At 40.7% G+C, this 19,620-nt stretch carries 21 protein-coding genes and 1 riboswitch; of the genes, 15 read left to right on the plus strand and 6 right to left on the minus strand.

Going from position 1 to position 19,620, the window contains the following annotated elements; translation table 11 throughout:
* Positions 1 to 67 precede the first annotated feature (67 nt).
* The 6 genes from BK575_RS10470 to BK575_RS10495 all read left to right on the plus strand — a co-directional run bounded on the left by BK575_RS10470 (position 68) and on the right by BK575_RS10495 (position 6,600).
* Positions 68 to 739 (plus strand): GntR family transcriptional regulator, encoded by a 672-nt coding sequence (locus tag BK575_RS10470; protein WP_139368014.1) that lies wholly within the window; start codon positions 68 to 70, stop codon positions 737 to 739.
* On the plus strand, positions 736 to 1,770 hold the full coding sequence (locus tag BK575_RS10475; protein ID WP_078410326.1) for a TRAP transporter substrate-binding protein: 1,035 nt from the start codon (positions 736 to 738) through the stop codon (positions 1,768 to 1,770). The genes BK575_RS10470 and BK575_RS10475 overlap by 4 nt, the downstream gene beginning before the upstream one ends.
* Before the next feature lie 108 nt (positions 1,771 to 1,878).
* A complete protein-coding gene (locus tag BK575_RS10480) occupies positions 1,879 to 2,382 on the plus strand; it encodes a TRAP transporter small permease (RefSeq protein WP_078410327.1) in 504 nt (167 codons plus the stop codon).
* 2 nt (positions 2,383 to 2,384) lie between these two features.
* On the plus strand, positions 2,385 to 3,668 hold the full coding sequence (locus tag BK575_RS10485; RefSeq protein ID WP_078410328.1) for a TRAP transporter large permease: 1,284 nt from the start codon (positions 2,385 to 2,387) through the stop codon (positions 3,666 to 3,668).
* A gap of 122 nt (positions 3,669 to 3,790) precedes the next feature.
* Positions 3,791 to 4,969, plus strand: coding sequence for an aminotransferase A (locus BK575_RS10490; protein ID WP_078410329.1), 1,179 nt, complete (start codon positions 3,791 to 3,793; stop codon positions 4,967 to 4,969).
* Complete coding sequence (locus BK575_RS10495; protein WP_235867361.1) at positions 4,966 to 6,600, plus strand: M20/M25/M40 family metallo-hydrolase; 1,635 nt, start codon at positions 4,966 to 4,968, stop codon at positions 6,598 to 6,600. The genes BK575_RS10490 and BK575_RS10495 overlap by 4 nt, the downstream gene beginning before the upstream one ends.
* A gap of 154 nt (positions 6,601 to 6,754) precedes the next feature.
* Here BK575_RS10495 and BK575_RS10500 read toward each other — a convergent pair whose 3' ends face one another.
* Positions 6,755 to 7,042 (minus strand): hypothetical protein, encoded by a 288-nt coding sequence (locus tag BK575_RS10500; RefSeq protein WP_078410330.1) that lies wholly within the window; start codon positions 7,040 to 7,042, stop codon positions 6,755 to 6,757.
* A 643-nt stretch (positions 7,043 to 7,685) separates the two neighbouring features.
* On the opposite strand from BK575_RS10500, the gene BK575_RS10505 reads away from it, so the two are divergent.
* Positions 7,686 to 8,285: an HTH-type transcriptional regulator Hpr gene (locus tag BK575_RS10505; protein ID WP_078410331.1), complete on the plus strand. Its 600-nt coding sequence runs from the start codon at positions 7,686 to 7,688 to the stop codon at positions 8,283 to 8,285.
* A 210-nt stretch (positions 8,286 to 8,495) separates the two neighbouring features.
* Here the strand turns inward: BK575_RS10505 and BK575_RS10510 are convergent, their stop codons facing one another.
* Positions 8,496 to 9,788, minus strand: coding sequence for a MerR family transcriptional regulator (locus BK575_RS10510; RefSeq protein ID WP_078410332.1), 1,293 nt, complete (start codon positions 9,786 to 9,788; stop codon positions 8,496 to 8,498).
* 55 nt (positions 9,789 to 9,843) lie between these two features.
* Positions 9,844 to 9,948: riboswitch (TPP riboswitch) on the plus strand.
* A 61-nt stretch (positions 9,949 to 10,009) separates the two neighbouring features.
* Here BK575_RS10510 and thiM point away from each other — a divergent pair.
* From thiM to BK575_RS28535, 4 genes are all read left to right on the plus strand, one after another.
* Positions 10,010 to 10,831: a hydroxyethylthiazole kinase gene (thiM, locus tag BK575_RS10515; RefSeq protein ID WP_078410333.1), complete on the plus strand. Its 822-nt coding sequence runs from the start codon at positions 10,010 to 10,012 to the stop codon at positions 10,829 to 10,831.
* A 587-nt stretch (positions 10,832 to 11,418) separates the two neighbouring features.
* Complete coding sequence (locus tag BK575_RS29335) at positions 11,419 to 11,550, plus strand: hypothetical protein (RefSeq protein WP_268877714.1); 132 nt, start codon at positions 11,419 to 11,421, stop codon at positions 11,548 to 11,550.
* A gap of 150 nt (positions 11,551 to 11,700) precedes the next feature.
* Entirely contained in the window at positions 11,701 to 12,648 is a 948-nt protein-coding gene (locus BK575_RS10520; protein ID WP_078414739.1) for a S8 family peptidase, read from the plus strand.
* A gap of 234 nt (positions 12,649 to 12,882) precedes the next feature.
* Positions 12,883 to 13,020, plus strand: a complete 138-nt coding sequence (locus tag BK575_RS28535) for a hypothetical protein (protein ID WP_169907720.1) — start codon at positions 12,883 to 12,885, stop codon at positions 13,018 to 13,020.
* Between the two features lie 371 nt (positions 13,021 to 13,391).
* Here BK575_RS28535 and BK575_RS10525 read toward each other — a convergent pair whose 3' ends face one another.
* Together BK575_RS10525 and BK575_RS10530 are read right to left on the minus strand one after the other, a co-directional pair.
* Positions 13,392 to 13,514, minus strand: coding sequence for a GapA-binding peptide SR1P (locus BK575_RS10525; protein WP_078410334.1), 123 nt, complete (start codon positions 13,512 to 13,514; stop codon positions 13,392 to 13,394).
* Positions 13,515 to 13,626: 112 nt separating this feature from the next.
* Positions 13,627 to 13,749, minus strand: coding sequence for a GapA-binding peptide SR1P (locus tag BK575_RS10530; protein ID WP_078410335.1), 123 nt, complete (start codon positions 13,747 to 13,749; stop codon positions 13,627 to 13,629).
* Between the two features lie 283 nt (positions 13,750 to 14,032).
* Here BK575_RS10530 and BK575_RS28540 point away from each other — a divergent pair, with 283 nt between their 5' ends.
* On the plus strand, positions 14,033 to 14,191 hold the full coding sequence (locus tag BK575_RS28540; protein ID WP_169907722.1) for a hypothetical protein: 159 nt from the start codon (positions 14,033 to 14,035) through the stop codon (positions 14,189 to 14,191).
* A 77-nt stretch (positions 14,192 to 14,268) separates the two neighbouring features.
* Here the strand turns inward: BK575_RS28540 and BK575_RS10535 are convergent, their stop codons facing one another.
* Positions 14,269 to 15,177, minus strand: a complete 909-nt coding sequence (locus tag BK575_RS10535; RefSeq protein ID WP_078410336.1) for a DMT family transporter — start codon at positions 15,175 to 15,177, stop codon at positions 14,269 to 14,271.
* A 111-nt stretch (positions 15,178 to 15,288) separates the two neighbouring features.
* On the opposite strand from BK575_RS10535, the gene pdxR reads away from it, so the two are divergent.
* A complete protein-coding gene (pdxR, locus tag BK575_RS10540; RefSeq protein ID WP_078410337.1) occupies positions 15,289 to 16,734 on the plus strand; it encodes a MocR-like pyridoxine biosynthesis transcription factor PdxR in 1,446 nt (481 codons plus the stop codon).
* A gap of 43 nt (positions 16,735 to 16,777) precedes the next feature.
* On the plus strand, positions 16,778 to 17,734 hold the full coding sequence (locus BK575_RS10545) for an alpha/beta hydrolase (protein ID WP_169907724.1): 957 nt from the start codon (positions 16,778 to 16,780) through the stop codon (positions 17,732 to 17,734).
* Between the two features lie 84 nt (positions 17,735 to 17,818).
* Here BK575_RS10545 and BK575_RS10550 read toward each other — a convergent pair whose 3' ends face one another.
* A complete protein-coding gene (locus tag BK575_RS10550; RefSeq protein ID WP_078410339.1) occupies positions 17,819 to 18,409 on the minus strand; it encodes a YdcF family protein in 591 nt (196 codons plus the stop codon).
* A gap of 152 nt (positions 18,410 to 18,561) precedes the next feature.
* Between BK575_RS10550 and BK575_RS10555 the strand changes: the two genes are divergently transcribed.
* Positions 18,562 to 19,491 (plus strand): 3-hydroxyacyl-CoA dehydrogenase family protein, encoded by a 930-nt coding sequence (locus BK575_RS10555; protein WP_078410340.1) that lies wholly within the window; start codon positions 18,562 to 18,564, stop codon positions 19,489 to 19,491.
* Positions 19,492 to 19,620: the final 129 nt, after the last annotated feature.

Here is a 19,620-nt window from a genome sequence, read left to right on the forward strand (position 1 = left end):
GTAATCTCTTCTATAATCTACTGTATACAGAATATAGTATATACATACAGAACAGGAGGTGCTTGATTTGCTTCGAAAATTGAAACAACCTGATACACTCGCTAACCAAGCTTATCGATCTATAAAAAAAGCAATCATTCAAGGAACGTTTTCACCACACGAACAGCTGGCGGAGGAACATATCGCTTCTATCCTCGGAATTAGCCGCACCCCGATTAGGGAAGCGATGAATCGCCTCGCATATGAAGGGCTGCTAGAGATAGAAAAAGGCAAAAAAGCGAGAGTCGCCGCTTTTACAGAGCATGATCATGAAAACTTTTTGGAATTAAGACAACTTCTTGAACCCCACAACGTTTGGAAACTCGCAGCAAATATTTCATCGGATACCATTCGTGAACTGGAACATAACCTCCTAGAACAGCTTCAAGCTATCCAAGAGAAAAACCTTTATGCTTTTATTGACAAAGATATGGAATTTCATTTGCTGCTGACAAAAGGCAGTGAAAATCACAAACTTGGTGAATTCATTGAGCAGCTGAATACCAATTTGAATCGCCGGTTTCTCATTTTGTCAGGATCACTTGAGTCCAGTGCTCATGAAGCTTACTCTGAACATCTTTCCATCTTAGAAGCATTGAAAGAGAGAAATCAGGAAGCGGCTAAAGAAAGAATGATTCATCATATTACACAAGTGGAGGAGAGAGTTAAGCTCTATCAAATAAAGGAGGAAATAGAATGAAAAAATGGATGATGGTGATAACAGCATGTGTCTTGCTGCTGGCAATGACGGCATGCGGGAAAAGAGGGGCTTTATCAGAAAAGAGCGAAGGTGGAGAGGCAGAAAAGCAAGAAACCTATACATTGCGTATCGCCCACTTAGTACCTGAAGAACATTCATCCCATGTTGCAGCCTTAAAAATGAAAGAAACGATCGAAACGAAATCGGATGGCCGCATCAAAGTGGAATTATATCCGAATGGATCTTTATACGGATCTGATCGTGAGGCGGTTGAAGCTGTTCAATTAGGAAATGTCGAAGCGACGATTCCAGCAGTCGCAGCTCTTTCAGGATTCAATAAAAAGTTTATGGTACTAGATTTGCCGTTTTTGTTCAATTCAAGAGAAAGCGCCTTTAAAGCACTTGATGGAGAGCTTGGTCAGGAGCTGTTGAAAGATTTAGAAGGAAATGGATTCAAAGGACTTGTTTTTGCAGAAAATGGATTCCGTCACATGTCCAATAACAAGCAGCCTATTACACAGCCTGCTGATTTAAAAGGATTAAAGATGAGAACGCTGGAAACTCCTGTACATACCGATACATTCAATGCATTTGGCGCGAATGCTTCGCCGTTCGCTTTTGGAGAACTGTACACAGCTTTGCAGCAAAATACGTTTGATGCCATGGAATGTCCTGTTTCCTTATACTACACGAATAAATTTTATGAAGTTCAAAAATACTTGACGCTAAGCGGCCATGTGTATGCATCTACGATGTTTTTAACGAATCTCGATTTCTATAATTCTCTTCCGGATGACTTAAAGAAAATAATGGATGAAGCAAGTATCGAGTTTCGCGAGTACCAGCGTCAGTTGTCCGCAGAGCAAGATGCGAAGTTTTTAAATGAATTAAAGAAAAACGGCATGGAAGTCAACGAATTAACACCTGAACAAAAGGAAGCATTCCGCCAAGCGGCCCTTCCTATCTACGATAAATATGCATCTGAAATCGGAGAAGACTTAATCGAGATGGCTAAAAAAGCAAACGAGTAAGGATTTACACCATCTCATTTCACAGGCAGTTGATGGGATTTCATTGATTGAAAGCCGCATCAAGCTGCCTGTATAAAGTGAAACGTTTTTAAAGGAGGGACAACGACGATGAAAGCAGCAAAGATAGTCGATGAAAAGGCAGAAGAAGTATTTTTAGTTTTCACTTTAGTCGCGATGGTACTATTGATTTTCATGCAGATCATCGGAAGATATATATTTGGGGCTGCACCAAGTTGGACAGAAGAACTGGCCCGCTATATCCACGTTTGGCAAGTTTGGGTGGGAGCGAGCTTCGCAGTGAAAAAAGGGGAACATATTCGCATCGAAGCATTTCGAAATTTATTCAATCAATTAGGCCGAAAGATTATGGATACTCTTTCTATCGCTATTTGGTTTGTGTTATCGATTTTTTTAGCCATTTATGGAACAGACCTTGTACTAATGAGTTTCCAAAATGGACAAACTTCACCGGCCATGCAGCTGCCAATGTGGCTGCCGTTTGCGGCCATTCCATTAGGCGGTATCGGTATGTCTATTCGTCTGATTCAGCAGGTTGTGATCATCTGGAAAACACCTAATACAATTGATTCAGCCATCAGCAAGGGGGCATAAACATGACAGTTGCAGCTTTATTCGGAACACTTTTTCTCTGTTTGCTGCTTGGGGTGCCGATAGCGATTGCATTAGGCGTTTCAGCACTTTTTACGATTTATTATTTTACAACGCTTCCCCTTAATATTATTACCCAAAAAGCATTTACGTCACTGGATTCCTTTCCATTAATGGCTATCCCATTCTTTATGCTGGCCGGTATTTTAATGGGAAAAGGCGGGGTGTCAAAAAGGCTGTTGAACTTAGCAACAGCTCTTGTTGGTTGGATGATGGGCGGCTTGGCAATGGTAACCGTTGTATCATGTATGTTCTTTGCGGCTATTTCGGGATCGGGTCCCGCGACGGTAGCAGCCATTGGCTCTTTCATGATTCCAGCCATGAAAGCGAAAAATTACGGAGAAGGTTTTGCCGGTGCGGTTTCGGCAGCGGCCGGTTCGATCGGAGTTATCATTCCGCCGAGTATTCCATTTGTTTTATATGGGGTTGTAGCGGGTGTTTCTGTAGGAAGCATGTTTTTGGCCGGGATTATTCCGGGGCTGTTAATTGGCTTTTTATTAATGGTCGTATCGTTTTTTATAGCGAAAAAGAATAATTATACGGCAGCGACCACTGAAAGATTCCGTTTCAAAGATGTGGCCAAAGCGACGTATGATGCGAAATGGGCGCTTTTGATTCCGGTTATCATTTTAGGCGGCATTTACGGAGGTGTATTCTCACCGACAGAAGCAGCGGTTGTGGCGGTTGTTTATGCGACGGTCATCGGAGTGTTCGTTTATAAAGAATTGACGTGGAAAGATATATACAACAGTTTGGTCGAAGCGGTGCTCATTAACGCTTCCACGATGATTATCATTGGCTTGTCTATTTCATTTGCGTACATCATGACATTGGAACAGATTCCTGCAAGCATTGCTGAATTCATTACCTCTTTATCGGACAATAAATTTGTGATTTTACTTGTCATCAATATTTTATTGCTTGTGGTGGGTATGTTTATCGATACGATTTCAGCCCTAGTCGTACTGGCGCCAATCTTGCTGCCGATTGTGACGGCAGTAGGTGTAGATCCGGTTCACTTTGGAGTGATTTTAGTAGCCAACCTTGCGATCGGATTTATTACACCGCCGCTTGGAGTCAACTTATTCGTGGCTTCCAGCGTCAGTAAGATTCCGCTTGAACGAATTATAGTAGGCATCATTCCATTCTTACTCGTAATGATTTTTTCTTTACTTGTTATTACGTACGTACCGGAGCTGTCTACATGGCTGCCTGGCTTTACAAAATAGTCGTTTGATATTGATTGGCTCATTGCCTGTGGCGTTCGTCATAGACAATGAGCCAATCCTGTTAAAAGGTCAAACCGGCTTTAAGAATGATTAAAACTAAAGAGAGAGCGAGACGATTAAAAATGAAAGAGTTATTGAATCCGAGAGTAAGAAAGTTGCAAGTTCCTGGCATTCGCCAGTTTTCTAATCTAGTCAGCCAATATCCAAGTGCAGTGAATTTAACCATCGGACAGCCGGATTTCCCAACGCCTGAACATGTCAAACAAGCAGGCACAAAAGCCATTTCACAAAATCATACAGCTTATACCCATAATGCCGGCTTGTTGGAGCTGCGAAAAGCAGCCAGCGACTTCATTGGTGATACATACGGATTGGAATACGATCCCGAAAAGGAAGTGTTGGTGACGGTCGGAGCGAGTGAGGCACTGGATGCAGCTTTTCGAACCATTTTGCAAGAAGGAGATGAAGTTCTTATTCCAGCTCCTATCTATCCTGGATATGAACCGCTCATTGAATTGTGCGGGGGAAAAACCGTTTACATGGATACGACAAAACATGATTTCAAACTTTCGGTCGATTTGTTAAAGGAGAATTGGACCGCTAAAACAAAGTGTGTGGTCATGAACTTTCCTTCCAATCCGACAGGGGTTGTCATGCCGGAACAAGAACTCCGGGAGCTGGCCTGGTTTTTGCAATCAAAAGATGTGTTCGTTGTGTCAGATGAAATCTACAGCGAAAACATTTATGGAAAGAAGCATGTTTCGATTGCCTCGTTTCCAGGGATGAGAGAAAAGACGATTATTATCAATGGATTGTCCAAATCCCATTCGATGACAGGATGGCGCATTGGTTTTACGTTTGCCCCTAGTGATATCACAGAAGAAATGGTCAAGGTGCATTTATATAATACAGTCTGTGCTCCGACCATGAGTCAATATGCAGCTATAGAAGCGTTAACGAACGGACGCCTTGATCCGGCGATGATGAACGAACAATACATGGCACGCCGTGATTATGTTGAGCACCGCCTTTTACAGATGGGACTCGATGTAGTTAAACCGGAGGGGGCTTTTTATATTTTTCCATCCATTCAATCTCTTGGCAGGAAGTCCTATGATTTCGCCTTTGAACTGCTGTCAAAGGGAGGGGTTGCCGTCGTACCGGGAAGTGCTTTTTCAATCTATGGTGAAGGCTATGTGCGTCTTTCCTATGCGTATTCCGTTTCTGTTCTACGAGAAGGGCTGAACCGCATGGAGCAATTCATTGAAACATCTCATGTGGTGAAAGGAGATTTTCTATGACACAACCTATCATGCAGACAAAAGAGCAGTTAGTGGACCTGTTGTGCGAGCTAGTGGAAGTGAAAAGCATCACAGGCACGCATGAAGAAATTGATATAGCCCAAAAAGTAAAGGAGAAGTTGGGGCAGCTCGATTATTTTAAGCAGAACCCCGATATGCTGCAGCTTCATCCGACGGAGGATGGACGCTTTTTTGTCACTGCGCTGCATAAAAAAGAAAATGTAAAAAAGACGGTTATTCTCATTAGCCATTTTGATGTGGTGGATGTCGAAGATTACGGACCGTTAAAGGAATATGCTTTTAATCCAAAAGCTTTAACGGAATTGATGAAACAGCGGAAAGACGAGTATGATCCCCGCGTTCAGGCTGATTTGGAGTCAGGTGAATGGCTGTTCGGACGGGGAACGATGGATATGAAATGCGGTTTGACGGTTCATATGTCGCTTATAGAGCGAGCGTGCTCGGGGCAATTTGACGGAAACCTTCTATTATTAACTGTACCGGATGAAGAAGTTAATTCAGTCGGAATGCGTGCGGCGGTGCCGGCTTTAGTGAAAATGGCTGAAACATATGATTTGGAATATGAACTTGTACTGAACTCCGAACCAATCTTTTCCCTTTATCCGGGAGATGAAAATCATTATATGTATACGGGATCGATTGGAAAGCTTTTACCAGGTTTTTTGTGCTATGGCCAAGAAACACATGTAGGAGAGCCGTTTTCGGGATTGAATGCAACTTTAATGAGTGCAATGGTGGCAATGGAAATGGAGTTGAACACGAGCTTCTGTGAAATGGCTCCATCACAGGAAAGTCCACCGCCGACAGCCCAGTTTCAAAGAGATTTAAAAACAGACTACTCTGTCCAAATTCCTCACAGGTCGGTAAGTTTATATAACTTGCTGCTAATGGAACGCTCTGTTGAAAAAACGGTAGACATGTTATTGGAGACAGCGGGCACGGCTGCCAGAAAAATTGAAGAATTTTACGCTCTACGGGCAGAGCAATATGCACAATTGCACGGAAAAGAGGATATCAGCAAAAAAGTCAGCGTGAGCGTATATACATTTGATCAGTTGAGAAACTATGCGATTTCAACATTTGGAAAGGAACATGTCCAGGCGCTGGAAGGGAGAGTTTGGATGAGAAAAGGAGAATTAGGGAACAGGGAGCTTTCCATTCAACTAGTTGATGAATATGCGGTATTGTGCAATGAGCTGGGGCCGATGATTGTCTTATTTTTCGCTCCTCCTTTTTATCCGGCAGTGGAAACAAGCCATTATCCAATCATTCAGGGGCTGACGAAGGAAATGACGAATTATGCCGAGCGTACACACGAAATATCCTTTACATCTCTTCAATATTTTAACGGCATTTCAGATTTAAGCTATGTTGGATTAAAAGAAGAGTTAAGCGGAATTGCTGCTTATACCGGAAATGTACCGGTTTGGGATATTACCTACAGCATTCCATTTGAAGAGCTGAAAAAGTTTGATGTACCCGTATTGAATTTTGGTCCGGTTGGACGAGACGCCCATCAACAAACGGAGCGCCTTCATGTTGATTATGCATTCGTGAAACTAAAAGATATGCTTGAACATTTACTGTATACAGTATTTAAAACGACGTAAAGAATATGGCATGGGTGAAAAGCGCCCATGCCATATTCTTTACGCACAAGCCGCTCCTTGTGTTTATCCCGCAGTAAGGGGAAGCTAAACATGATGTAAATGAACACAACACTTTATTTTTATGGGAGTAAGCGTCCACTGATGGAAGTTTCGTTTATTGAAAGTTGTTTTGTTGTACTTGAGTTGTGGCTTGGGCTTGCTGAACTTGATGTTGGGCCTGCTGAAGCTGTTGTTGAGCTTGTTGTAATTGTTGCTGTTGTTGAGCAGCAGCTTGAGCTTGAGCTCCTGCTTGTTGTTGAGCGCGTTGAAGCTCTTGCTGCGCGTATTGAAGTTGTTGTTGTGCATATTGAAGTTGTTGTGGAGTTGTATTTGCTTGAGCTTGTTGGATAGCTTGTTGAGCCGCTTGAATGGATTGTTGTAGTTGTTGATTTTGTTGTGTCATAAATAATAACCCCCTAAGTATAAATGTTGGTAAGTATTTGAAATGAAACTTAGCGTTAATTAAACTTTGCAAATCTAAGATAATTTATACAAGCGTACTCAACTATAATAGATAAATCCACATAAATAATTTAACATGGGCAAAAAGCGCCCATGTCATATTATTTACGCATAAGCGGCTGCCAAGCGACATTAAGGGCTCTTGTCAGCCGCTTATACGAGAACCTTTGAGAGCCTATTCAAGATGCAGAGGCCCCAAAATCCTAAAGAGGAATCACAGCCAAGATGAGGTTAAAAACTTAAATCGATCTATATAGTTTGTTATGTTAACTAAAAAATGTATAAAGTATACATAAATGTATGTATATAAATTTTCTGACAAAAAGAAACATACAATGTATTTTTATAAATAACTTTTCAAAAATAGAATAAAAATGAAATAATTAAAGGTAAATTAAAAAACAGTAGGATAATTTGTTTAGTAGAAAATAATATTTTAATTCGTATGTTTTTATAGGTGTTTTGAAAATTTATTTATTTTTTTTTATATTTATACCTTTATTAATAGTAATTTTATTGGCATAATAGAGATAATAATTTAATAATAGAGATAATAATTTAATAGTTGAAGGCGGGGGAATCATATGGAAAGGATGTTGGGGGAATACACAGCAAAAGAAGCATTATTATTTAATCAAAAGGTTATGTATTTAAGTAAAGCACTTTGGAGATCGATTGAAAAAGATTGGGAGCAATGGATCAAGCCGTATAACCTAACAATTAATGAACATCATATTTTATTGACTGCCTATCAGTTAAAGGGGGCTTCCATTTCGGAGATTGCGAAATTCGCAGTCATGCACATATCAACAGCCTTTAATTTCTCGCGAAAATTAGAGAAGCAAGGGTACTTACGGTTCTCCAAAAAAGAAAATGATAGGAGAAACACATATATTCAGTTAACAGAAAAAGGGGAAGAATTACTTTTAGAAATTTTCCAGGACTACGCTCCAATACAAAATACCGTATTTAACGGAGCGCTGCCATTAAAAAAGGTATATGGAAGGTTTCCTGATATGATAGAACTGATGAGTGTTGTCCGTCATATATATGGGCATGATTTTATGGATATTTTTGAAAGAACTCTTAAAAATATCGAAAATGAATTTGTGGACGAACACGGAACACTTCAAAGAAGAAAGGCTGATTCCGATGAAGTCGGTTATTCCGCTTTAATGAAGTAATGGTCATTTCAGCCGTTTTGTAAATCGTTAAATAAATGAAAAAGGATGTGCCAAAAGGGCAAAAAGCAATCCTTTTGGCACATCCCCCTAAAAGGTCCAGTTATAAAAATACAGCAAAATTAAGGATTTCGTAACAGGGCCTTTCAGTAAAAATCAGTTCTTGTAATTTATTATAGTCTTATGAGACAGCATCTCTTTTCTTAGTGATGATTAAAGCCAAGATTTCCACCATTTCTTTTGTTTCGGTTGTTCGGCAGCGGCTGCCTCACGGAACGTTTGGACAAAATCTCGAAAAATCGTTTCACGCTCTGTAATATCCTGGCGATAAAATTGGCGTTCTTGTTCAAGTGTTTTCAAATAGTAGTCTCTTTCCTGATTCATCGTTTCGAGCAATTCTTTAATTTCACTCGAAGCGGTCGAATGATTTTGATTGAGTCGATTTGAAATTTGATGGATGCCTTTGGCTGTCTGTTCGGACGATTTGGCCAAAAAGGAGGATAACACATCTATCGTCTCAAATGTTTGCTGGGTGTCTTTTGAAATTTCTTGAAGTTCGTTTGTTGTTTGTTCGGATGATCTAATCATGAAAGATGTGAACTCTTCGACGGTTTTAGTAGTATGTTCTGCTTCTTTTGAAAGTTGGTTCAGCTCTTTCACGGTTTGTTCGGATGATTTTTTGATGGCGGAAGCAACGCTTTCAACCGTTTTCACGGTTTGTTCGCTCCCTTTTGCCAGTTGGCTTAGTTCTTTCGCTGTTTGGGCGGATGACTTTTTAACGGCAGAAGCAACGTTTTCGACGGTTTTTACGGTTTGCTCGTTCCCTTTTGCAATTTGATGCAATTCTTTTGCCGTTTGTTCAGAGGATTGTGTCATAAAAGAGGCAAAGGTTTCAACGGTTTCCGCTGTTTGCTGGACGCCTTTTGAAATCTCCCGTTTCACTTCTTGTAACACTTCTGCCCGTACTTCATTTCGTATTCCCTCCCGCACTTCTTGAAGTAAATCTTGCTTAAAACTCTCAAGTGCCTCAAATACATCTTTATAGTTCTGAATAACCTGAACCAGTTCTGCTTCGACATTTTCAACGTGTTTGCTTGGAGCGGTCAGCGATTGTTCTGTAGCGGGTGTCTCTGGTTCGACAGGAGCTGTTTTTTGAAGCAGATGTTCTTTTATTTTATTACTCTCCATATTTTGGAGTGTCAATTGTTTAATTTCACGTAACAGCTGCACATCATTTTCCGAAAAAATGCGCGTGTTATTGGCGCCACGCTTCACTTCAAGGAAATCGCGAAATTCTTCCTCCCATTGTAAAATCATCCGCTTTTCTACTTTCAATTTTTTAGCTAATTTTCCTACTGTATTCGTTTGCACCATTAAACGCTCCACCCCTTCAGCATCAATGAATAATTTGTTAATGATTTTTATTCCGCATGACTTCCTCTTTTTTCCTGCAAGGCGACAAAGGTTATCAAAAATAGACGGAATTAGTGTTGATTTTGCATTCATAACGACATTGTCACTTTACAGAATTCATAGTATAGTAAAAGAAAATGAATAACCATAATACCACTAGGGGAGCCGTAAGGCTGAGACGGAAGTATAAAATTCCGGACCCTTTGAACCTGATCTGGGTGATGCCAGCGGAGGAAAGTGGAGCAGGTTTTAAATACTTCATTTAAAGTCGCTCCAGTTGGAGTGGCTTTTTTTATTTAAAGGGGGAAATTTAAATGGAAAACAAGTTATATGAGCAGTTATTAAAAGAAGTAAGAGAAAAAAATCCGCTCGTACATAATATTACGAATTTGGTCGTCACGAATTTTACAGCGAATGGTTTGCTGGCACTTGGTGCATCTCCGGTCATGGCCTATGCGAAGGAAGAGGTGGCGGATATGGCAAAAATCGCCGGTGCACTTGTGTTAAATATCGGGACTTTAAATGAAACAGAAGTAGAAGCAATGATCATCGCGGGACAATCAGCAAATGAACACGGTGTTCCAGTTGTGCTAGATCCTGTTGGTGCAGGGGCAACGCTGTATCGTACACAAACAGCGCGAAAGCTTTTAAAGGAAGTCAACATTTCTATTTTACGTGGAAATGCAGGTGAAATCGCCAATGTTATTGGAGAAGAATGGCAAGTAAAAGGCGTAGATGCAGGAGAAGGAGCGGGAGATATAATCGAATTAGCGAAAAAAGCCGCAAAACAGCTTGACTGCCTTGTCGTGATAACAGGAAAAGAAGATATCGTTTCCACTGGAGGCAATACTGTACTCATTCAAAATGGCCATCCTATTTTAACGAAAGTGACCGGAACGGGTTGTTTGTTAACATCTGTCATTGGTGCTTTTGCTGCTGTTTCCGTCGATTTGATGGCTGCTGCAGTATCGGCCCTCGTCTATTATGGGGTGGCAGCGGAAAAGGCAGCGGAAAAAACGGCAGATCTTGGACCAGGCAGCTTTCAGGTAGAGTTTTTGGATCAGCTGGCGAATGTGGATGTTGAAGATATGGCGAAGAGTGGGAAAGTGAATGTAGCAGAAGAAACGGCCCAATAATCAACGATTTCAAGGCGGACCGAAAAATGCATGTGCTGATTTGATGCACATGCATTTTTTATTGGAAAACAGCTGGACCGTCTTTTAAAAACCTATAATTTCTAGAAGAGAAGACTAATTGATTTAATTAATATATGTTCTAAATAATTAATGTAGTGGTTAAAGTCTGCTTTTAAACATGAAACATATTATCGAACCCCTATTTGACGGGAATGGGAAAAATGTGTCGAAAACATACGGAATTAACATTTTGTATTTTCCGGAACTGTAGGAATGGGGCCATCGATGAACGGGAATCATATCGTGCGTTTCACTATAAAACGTTCATGAGACTGTTCCATCTAAGTACCTTTTTCGTATAATTATAATTATGCCAGGAAAATAGTTTTGAATGAAATGAGAAATACACATCCTTTTTCCCATTCTTATTATAAAGGCTTGTATCCATATATTGGACATGCTACAATCAATTCAAGACATATATTCCAAATTTATCCTATAATACTTTTTACAGAGCGAGTAAAGGTCCTATCCAGTTTTTGCGCATAACTGAATAGGACCTTTTTGTATAGAAAGGAGGAGATAGTGTGCTGGGGTGGCTTGAACAGTTGTTGCAATTGTTTGCTTTAACCGCCACCATCTTTACGACCATCACAATAGGAGTTAAAAATATAAAAGAAATCAAGAAAAAGCCAAAAAGAAAAAGACGTTTCCTGTAATGAAAACGCCGACATATTTCTATACTATACGTCTATTATAATCGAGTTCTCACTAAAAGATACCGTTATTTGCCGTTGCTTTATGACATTTTCGTGAAAAGGGTAAAGGCGGAATATATGTCATTTTTAATGAAGGAAGGGGAATGGCAGATGGGTAACGTTCATTTAATTCCGTACAAGGTACAAGCTTTAGTGAGGCAGACGATAGAAATACCACAAGGTGTGCAATTCATCGAAGCGCCGATGATTTGGGAACAAGGGGGCAGAGGTGACGGGGTGGTGGTAGCCGTCATCGATACAGGCTGTGATGTTCATCATCCGGATTTCAAATCTCAAATCATAGGCGGCTGTAATTTTACGACAGATTATGATGGAGATATCGATAATTTTTCGGATAACAATGGACATGGTACTCATGTATGCGGAACGATTGGAGCGATCGAAAATAATCAAGGTGTCATCGGGGTGGCACCGAAAGTAAAGCTTCTTGTCTTGAAAGTGTTAACGGGTACAGGAGCAGGCACGCTTGAAGCGGTAACGGCCGCAATCGAGTATGCCGTTTGCTGGCGCGGTCCAAATCAAGAGCAAGTTCGGATCATTTCCATGTCGCTTGGCAGCAGTGTCGATGACAAAAGGCTTCATAGAGCTGTTCAAAAAGCGGTCCGGCAAAATGTCCTTGTTGTTTGTGCGGCAGGGAATGCAGGGGACGGAGAACATGGAACAAACGAATATGAATATCCAGGTTCCTATCCAGAAGTAGTACAAGTCGGGTCAGTGAATTTACAAGGGGAAATTTCTCCTTTTAGCAACTCTAATCATGAAGTGGATTTGGTTGCACCAGGAGAAGACATCCTCTCGACCTATTTGAACGGAGAATATGCCAAGTTGTCAGGTACTTCGATGGCTACACCCCATGTGTCCGGCGCAGCAGCTCTTTTGCTCGGCCAATACGAAAAAACGACAGGAAAAAAGATGACGGAACCCGAGCTATATGACGCTTTGATCAAAAGAACGGTACCGGTTGAATACAATCGAAACGAGCAGGGGAATGGGATATTGAAGCTGTATTCTTCCAGCGCAAAGCACACGGTTGTTTAAGATAAAAAGAAGTTAGCTAATGAAATGGCTGACTTCTTTGTGTTTGTCATTACATTCACTACATTTTAGAACTTAATCTCCATATTATTAATTAAACTATGTTCTAAAAGAAAAATAAAAATTTTGATAATAAGTCGACAAGAGGAGATTTTAACCATGTAACAGACAAAAACAAGCCGGGCATATTAACCATGTAGGCCATCCTACAATGACTTCAGCATGGAGGGTTTTATCATGACAAAACGTAACCGTAAAACAAAAGCCGGGGCGCAAAGTCCAAAAGCCATTACTGAATTTGCAAGCGAGTTTGCTGCCAACCCGGCAAGCAAACAAGCGAAACAAACGGAAAAATCTCGCCCTCATCAAGGGTAAAAGCGACTTGTCATTGTTATCAGCGTGTCTCGAAAAAAGACCTTTTTCGAGGCACGCTGCATGCAAAAACATCGGGAAGACTTTTTATCAGCCGGATTTCAAACTATATATTTCGATTACAAAAGAGTAGGCCGGTTTAATTGGACAGGCACGCCCGTACTTATATTGGGGTGAGAAATACATGCTCCTTATTCCATTATGTTTTTTGTTGTTTGCAATCATATCGTTCCACATATTGGGAAGAGGGATACAAAAACATTTTCATCAAACTTATACGAAAACCCGCTGGTATTAAATGAATAAGAGGATGGCTCAAAGGGTAGTTTTCCCTTATGCGCCATCCTCTTTGTCATAATAGATTCATATGTTCATTATTTGGAGCCTTTTTCTTTTTCTTGATTGCAGCAATTACATTGACCGTATAAAGTAGACACCTTTTCTGTTTCGAATTGATCGATTGTTTCGCTGCAGTTTTGGCAAATGATAGTTCCCATTAGTAAGGCTCCCTTCTTTTTAAATGTAAAAGATTCACAATTTTTAAAATGTAAGTGCTTTTTTATTCTTTAACACTATAATAGTATGTCACAATATAGATTCATATTATAATTATTTGGAGCCCTTTTCTTTTTCTTTGTCACAGCAAGTGCATTGCCCATATAAAGTAGACACCTTTTCATGTTCAAATTGATCGATTGTTTTGCTGCAGTTTTGGCAAATGATAGTTCCCATTAGTAAGGCTCCCTTCTTTTTGAATGTAGAAGATTCATAATTTTTAAGGTGTAAACGTTTTTTTTAAATCTTTAACACTATAATAGTATGTCACAATTGGATTGTCAAACATAATTTGTATGTCACATTTGTGAGGAAAATGTCGAGAGGTTCTTGTAACTAAAGTGTAACTGACATGCTATAATCATCCTTATTAGAAAAACTATCTTAATGGATTTCATCAACTGGCTACAATGTATTGGGAGAAAAGAGTGAAAACTATTTTATTAAGGAGGATTTATGCATGTGGGTAATCACTGTTCATGAAAAGGAACGTATTCAAATGTTTGAATTTGATACGGAGACGGAAGCGAGAGAAGCTTTCAAGGGAATCAAGGGTTCTAAGATTCTTTCAGAAGTGGTTTACTTTAATGATCCTTGTTTTACTGCAGCAGGTATTTAAGTTGCTATCTTTATGAAATAAAAAGAATAATCATTAACAATAACAAGAAGTCTTCCATCACTATGGAAGACTTCTTGTTATTGTTGCAGTTCTTCAGCTGTTTTTTGCTTTTTTAAAGATAGCTTACTTTCAGAGACCAAAATCCCTGCCAGAATGAATAATAGGCCAGTTATTAATCGAACTGTAATATGTTCGTCCAGAAGTAATGCTCCCCATATGAGGGCACTGGCTGGAATTAAGTATGTGACCATTTCGGCCGTTTCAGGTTTTCCGTGTTTAATTAAGTAATAGAATAAGATGTTGGCAATTCCGGAACCAAATACCCCAATACCGATTAAAGAACGTAAAATCTCTTTATTCGCAAGAGGTAAAACAGATACCTCTTCAAACAAAAAGGCCATGATGCCGCTCCCCATCATTCCACCTAATAATGTTCCAAGCGCAATGTGATACACAGATAAATCACCTAAACCATGTTTTGAGATTTGTGAAGCAAACGCATAGCTGATGGCTGCCAGCATCATCGCTCCGAAAGCTTGGAGATTCCCTTCCATCATAGAACCTGTATCAACGTTCAACAGGATAATCAAACCAATGAATGCAACTAAAATGCCGATCCATTGCTGCTTTGTCGTTGCGGCTTTAAAGAAAATCAGTCCCACTAAAATGGTCCAAATGGGGGTAGTCGCATTCAAAATGGAGGCAAGACCTGAGGAAATCTGCTGTTCGCTGTAAGCGATGAACATCCAAGGGATGGCCGTATTGAACAGACTGACGGCTATCATCGATTTTAACGGGAATTTTCCAGCTTTGAATGGAATTTTCAATATCATCATTATGATAATAATCGTCACCAGGCCAAATAGACAGCGGAAAAAAGTGATGGTCCATGGTTCAAATGCATTCAGTAACACTTTAATGAAATAAAAGGATCCACCCCAAATAAGACTTAAAATCATTAAAACAGCCCAATACATTGGTGTCATGAAAATTTCCCCCATTCCCATTATTTGTTTTCATTATGGATTTGAAATGGTATGATGTACACAACCAATTGGATGATAATAAAAACCAACCAATTTGAAAGGTGGAAAAGGATGATTAGTTTGGATTGGCAACCGGCCAAAAATAGCGATGTTCCCATCTATAAACAAATCGTCGATTGGATTAAAGGGAAAATCGGAAACGGGGAGTGGCCGATCGGCAGTAAATTACCGACAGAAAGGGCGCTGGCCGCAGCGCTCCAGGTAAACCGAAGCACAATCGGAACAGCATATGACGAACTGAAAGCAGAAGGGTTAATTGAAGCCAAGATGGGGAGCGGCACAAGAGTCGTGAACAATACGTGGTCACTTATGTCGAATGAGGCCCCTCCAGATTGGGATGAGTATGTTAAGACGGGAATTTATCGTCCTAACTTTTCCATGATGCAGGCCATCAATCAAGCAGAATCGAAAGCGGATTTTATTCGTCTTAGCCTGGGAGGGCCGCCCCCTGAACTATTTTCAGCGAAAACGATAGAAACCATTCTTACGCGTATCCCTGCTAAAATACGTTCAATCGGTTATGAGGAGCCGAAGGGACTATTGCCGCTAAGAGAACAAATCAGCATTCATTTAGGAAAAAGGGGAATCAATGTGTCACCAGGGAGTATCCTGATTGTATCGGGTGCTCTCCAAGCGCTGCAGCTCATCTCTATCGGGTTGTTGAAAAAAGGATCGACGATTTTATTGGAAAATCCTTCTTACTTACAATCACTGCCCATTTTTCAGTCGGCAGGTATGAAGATGGCGGCCATTCCTCTTGATGAAGAAGGTGTGAAACCTTCCAGCATCGAAGCGATAGCTACCCCCTCCCTGCTTTATACGATTCCTTGCTTCCATAACCCAACAAGTATTACGATGTCAGCGAAGAGAAGGAAAGAGTTGCTGAATATATGTGAACAAAAGCGCCTTCCTATTGTAGAAGATGATATTTACCGTGATGTTTGGCTTGATGAAGAGGCACCGCTTCCTTTGAAAGCAATGGACAAAAATGGTCTTGTTCTTTATTTAAACAGCATGTCCAAAAGTTTCGGAGCCGGTTTGCGTATCGGATGGATCGCGGGTCCTGAATCGGTGATCAACCGATTGGCCGATCTGAAAATGCAAATCGATTATGGAACGAGCTCTCTTTCGCAATGGGCAGTGGCTGAGCTGTTGGAAAGCGGCTTGTATGAAGAACATTTGCAAAAGATGAGGGAATCGTTAAAAATTAGAAGAGATGCCGCACTAAAAGCGTTACAGCAATATATGCCTCATCTAGGGACGTGGAGAAAACCGACAGGAGGGTTTTTCATTTGGGTCAAGCTTCATCAAACCATTCCTTTGTCCATGCTGTTTGAAGAGGCGTTCAAACAGCATTTATTAATCAACCCGGGCAGCCTGTATAATCAGGCGGATTCCACTCATATCCGTCTCTCATACGGATATGAATCACCGGAAAACTTACGAAGCGGCATTAAAAAACTGGCTCGCATTATTGAACAGTGCGGGAGAAAATAGGCGCTGTAGAATATCAATTATTTTCATAAAAGGTAGATGGATTATGAAACAAATCATGGATAGCATCCGCAACAATCACCACATGCTCTTTACTGATGCACCATCGGAACTGAATGAAAATGTCCAACGGTATGCTGCCTATTATAGGCTTCCAATTAAACAAGTTTTATACCGTTATGGATACGAACGAGTCGGGGATGAGAGGTTGTTCGTTCAATCTTTTCGCCCAGAAGATGTCAAAGGCCATATCCTCCTTCTGCATGGCTATTACGATCATGCAGGAGTGTTAAATGAAACGATTCGTTATTTCGTTGACAAAGGATTTCATGTGTGGACCATCGATTTTCCCGGTCACGGGTTGTCGACAGGGGAGAGGGCGTCCATTTTGGAATTCTCCTACTATGCAGAAAGCGTAAAGGAAATCGTGCGGAGACATTTGGCCAAAACGGATTCTCCTGTCTATTTCATTGCCCACAGTACAGGGGCGGCAGCGGCGATGCATTATCTTTTGTATGATAAAGAAGCTTCCGTCATACAAAAAGCGGTGTTCATTTGTCCTCTTGTTCGTTCTTATCGTTGGAATGCATCGACCATCGGTATCAAATTGCTTAAGCCGCTTGTTTCCGAATTGAAGAGAGTCGTTCGAACAAATTCATCGAATGAAGCGTTTTTAAGATTTATAAAAAACGATCCCTTACAGCATGATAAAGTCCCGCTTAGTTGGGCCGAAGCATTAATGAGATGGAATGATGATATAAAAAAAGCCACTCCGAGCGGGGCAGATGTGTTCATCATTCAAGGAAAAGATGACACAACCGTGGATTGGCAGCATAATGTTGTATTTCTGCTGAAAAAGTTTCCATTTGCATCTGTTCGTCTTGTAGAAGAAGGAAAACATCATTTGTTGAACGAACGTGATGAAATTAGACAAGATGTCTTTACGTTGATTCATGATTATTTAACAAAGAAGAAGGAGGATGACCGAAAGTGCCCGTCGTGAAACTCCAGTAAAATCAAGGATTCTGTGATTGGGCCTTTCAGGAAAATATGATTTCTACAGTCTTGGGGGACAGCCGTTTTCTCTTTATCCTCTAAAAGGCTTGGTGAGCATATAGCCTGTATAAAAAAAGACTTCCCTGGCCAGAAAAGGCAGCTTTGTTTTCCAGCTTTGATAGGCAGATGTGCCGGTAGGAGAAGGGTAAGCAGCCATTCCGAAGTCGTGTGCCATGACCATGGCCCGCTTCATATGAAGGGGGTCACTTACGATGGTGTATGTACGAAGCTGCTGTTTTTCTCCTATCTCCTTCGCTTGCTGCAAATTTTCTTCGGTGATGGCAGAATGTGTTTCAATGAACATGTCTTCTTGATGGACTCCCTTTGAAAGTGCATATTGTTTTCCTGCCTCTGATTCTGCCAATGTATCTTCTTCTGATTTTCCACCTGTAAAAATGATTTTTTCAACCATTCCTTTACGATAGAGCAGAACGGCATGATTGATCCGCTCTTTTAAAACCGGAGAGGGCTTGTCATTTATGACGGCCGCACCAAGAACAACGGCAGCATCCGTTTTCACCTGTTCATTTTGGAAGCTGACAGAAATAATGCTCCCGGCTGTATATAAAAATGTCCCTATTAAAACGAAGAGAAAGATGAGAATCCATTTTCGTTTCTTCATATTTAAGCTCCTTTCTTTTTGACTTCATAGAGAAAGTATTGTTTCATTTTCAAGAGTTATTAACATGTATCCATTTCGAGAGGAGAAAACGCTTTATTTGTCGAAATATCAGGAGATGAATGATTTTCAATCGACAAAAGGGGAGAACAACGATGAAAAGAATTGCTGTATTAGGAGCGGGAGTGATGGGTCACGGCATCGCCCAACTATATGCACAAGAAGGTTATGATGTTCGTCTATATGATGTAGCGGAACAAGGCCTGGAAAAAGCAAAAGAATTGATCGAAAATAGCATGGCCTTGTTTGTGAGAGAAGGACTGATCACGCAAGAGACAAGAGAACAGGCTTTACGAAACCTTTCCTATACAACCAGTCTAGCAGAAGCCGTCACAGATGTTGGAATGGTGATTGAAGTAGTGCCTGAAGTCATTGAATTGAAATGGGATATTTTCCGTCAAATTGAAGAGATAGTGGAGAAAGAAGTCATCATTGCATCGAATACATCCGCTTTTCCGCTATCGACACTGCGTCAGCATGCGCAGCATCCAGAACGTTTTGTCATTACCCACTTTTTTAATCCGGCACAGCTTGTTCCGCTTGTTGAAATTATTCAGGATGCCAAAACCGCTTCAACAGTGGTGGAAGCAACAAAGCAATACATAGAGTCTATCAAAAAATCACCGATCGTGCTGCAAAAAGAAGTACCGGGTTTTGTGGCGAACCGTCTGCAAGCTGCAGTAGCAAGGGAAGTGTACTGGCTTCTTGAGAACGGTGTGGCGTCTCCGGAAGATATAGATACTGCCATGAAAGATGGATTAGGATTCCGCTGGGCATTTATCGGTCCGCTAAAAACCAATGACTTTGGAGGCTTAGACACATTAAAACGTGTCTTTGATCATCTGTTTCCACTGCTATCCAACGCGGACTCCACTCCGTCATTTTTAGGCAAACTGGTTGAAGAAGGGAAGCTCGGAGTAAAAACGGGAGAAGGTTTTTATTCATATGATGACCAATCCGTCCAACAGCAAATTCAGGAGCGGGATGAAAATTTTATCCGCTTGTTAAAACAACGAAATCAATAGGAACGAAACAGAGAGTGGGATTTTTCTCTTTTTTCGTCATTACACAAATTCTTAGTATGTATTGCTATAAAAAACACCCTGTTTCATCATCGAAACGGGGTGTTTAAGGGTATAGTATATTATGGGTAT

This window comes from Priestia abyssalis, assembly GCF_002019595.1.
GTDB lineage: Bacteria > Bacillota > Bacilli > Bacillales > Bacillaceae_H > Bacillus_BA > Bacillus_BA abyssalis.

Excerpts from the sequence above, each read along its gene's own strand:
- BK575_RS10505 (WP_078410331.1), top strand. The coding sequence starts at position 7,686 with ATGGAAAGGATGTTGGGGGAATACACAGCAAAAGAAGCATTATTATTT.
- thiM (WP_078410333.1), top strand. The coding sequence starts at position 10,010 with ATGGAAAACAAGTTATATGAGCAGTTATTAAAAGAAGTAAGAGAAAAA.
- BK575_RS28540 (WP_169907722.1), top strand. The coding sequence starts at position 14,033 with ATGTGGGTAATCACTGTTCATGAAAAGGAACGTATTCAAATGTTTGAA.
- BK575_RS10480 (WP_078410327.1), top strand. The coding sequence starts at position 1,879 with ATGAAAGCAGCAAAGATAGTCGATGAAAAGGCAGAAGAAGTATTTTTA.
- BK575_RS10485 (WP_078410328.1), top strand. The coding sequence starts at position 2,385 with ATGACAGTTGCAGCTTTATTCGGAACACTTTTTCTCTGTTTGCTGCTT.
- BK575_RS10545 (WP_169907724.1), top strand. The coding sequence starts at position 16,778 with ATGAAACAAATCATGGATAGCATCCGCAACAATCACCACATGCTCTTT.
- BK575_RS10510 (WP_078410332.1), bottom strand. The coding sequence starts at position 9,788 with ATGAATGCAAAATCAACACTAATTCCGTCTATTTTTGATAACCTTTGT.
- BK575_RS10520 (WP_078414739.1), top strand. The coding sequence starts at position 11,701 with ATGGGTAACGTTCATTTAATTCCGTACAAGGTACAAGCTTTAGTGAGG.
- BK575_RS10495 (WP_235867361.1), top strand. The coding sequence starts at position 4,966 with ATGACACAACCTATCATGCAGACAAAAGAGCAGTTAGTGGACCTGTTG.
- BK575_RS10475 (WP_078410326.1), top strand. The coding sequence starts at position 736 with ATGAAAAAATGGATGATGGTGATAACAGCATGTGTCTTGCTGCTGGCA.
- BK575_RS10555 (WP_078410340.1), top strand. The coding sequence starts at position 18,562 with ATGAAAAGAATTGCTGTATTAGGAGCGGGAGTGATGGGTCACGGCATC.
- BK575_RS10550 (WP_078410339.1), bottom strand. The coding sequence starts at position 18,409 with ATGAAGAAACGAAAATGGATTCTCATCTTTCTCTTCGTTTTAATAGGG.
- BK575_RS10525 (WP_078410334.1), bottom strand. The coding sequence starts at position 13,514 with ATGGGAACTATCATTTGCCAAAACTGCAGCGAAACAATCGATCAATTC.
- pdxR (WP_078410337.1), top strand. The coding sequence starts at position 15,289 with ATGATTAGTTTGGATTGGCAACCGGCCAAAAATAGCGATGTTCCCATC.
- BK575_RS10535 (WP_078410336.1), bottom strand. The coding sequence starts at position 15,177 with ATGACACCAATGTATTGGGCTGTTTTAATGATTTTAAGTCTTATTTGG.
- BK575_RS10490 (WP_078410329.1), top strand. The coding sequence starts at position 3,791 with ATGAAAGAGTTATTGAATCCGAGAGTAAGAAAGTTGCAAGTTCCTGGC.
- BK575_RS10500 (WP_078410330.1), bottom strand. The coding sequence starts at position 7,042 with ATGACACAACAAAATCAACAACTACAACAATCCATTCAAGCGGCTCAA.
- BK575_RS28535 (WP_169907720.1), top strand. The coding sequence starts at position 12,883 with ATGACAAAACGTAACCGTAAAACAAAAGCCGGGGCGCAAAGTCCAAAA.
- BK575_RS10530 (WP_078410335.1), bottom strand. The coding sequence starts at position 13,749 with ATGGGAACTATCATTTGCCAAAACTGCAGCAAAACAATCGATCAATTT.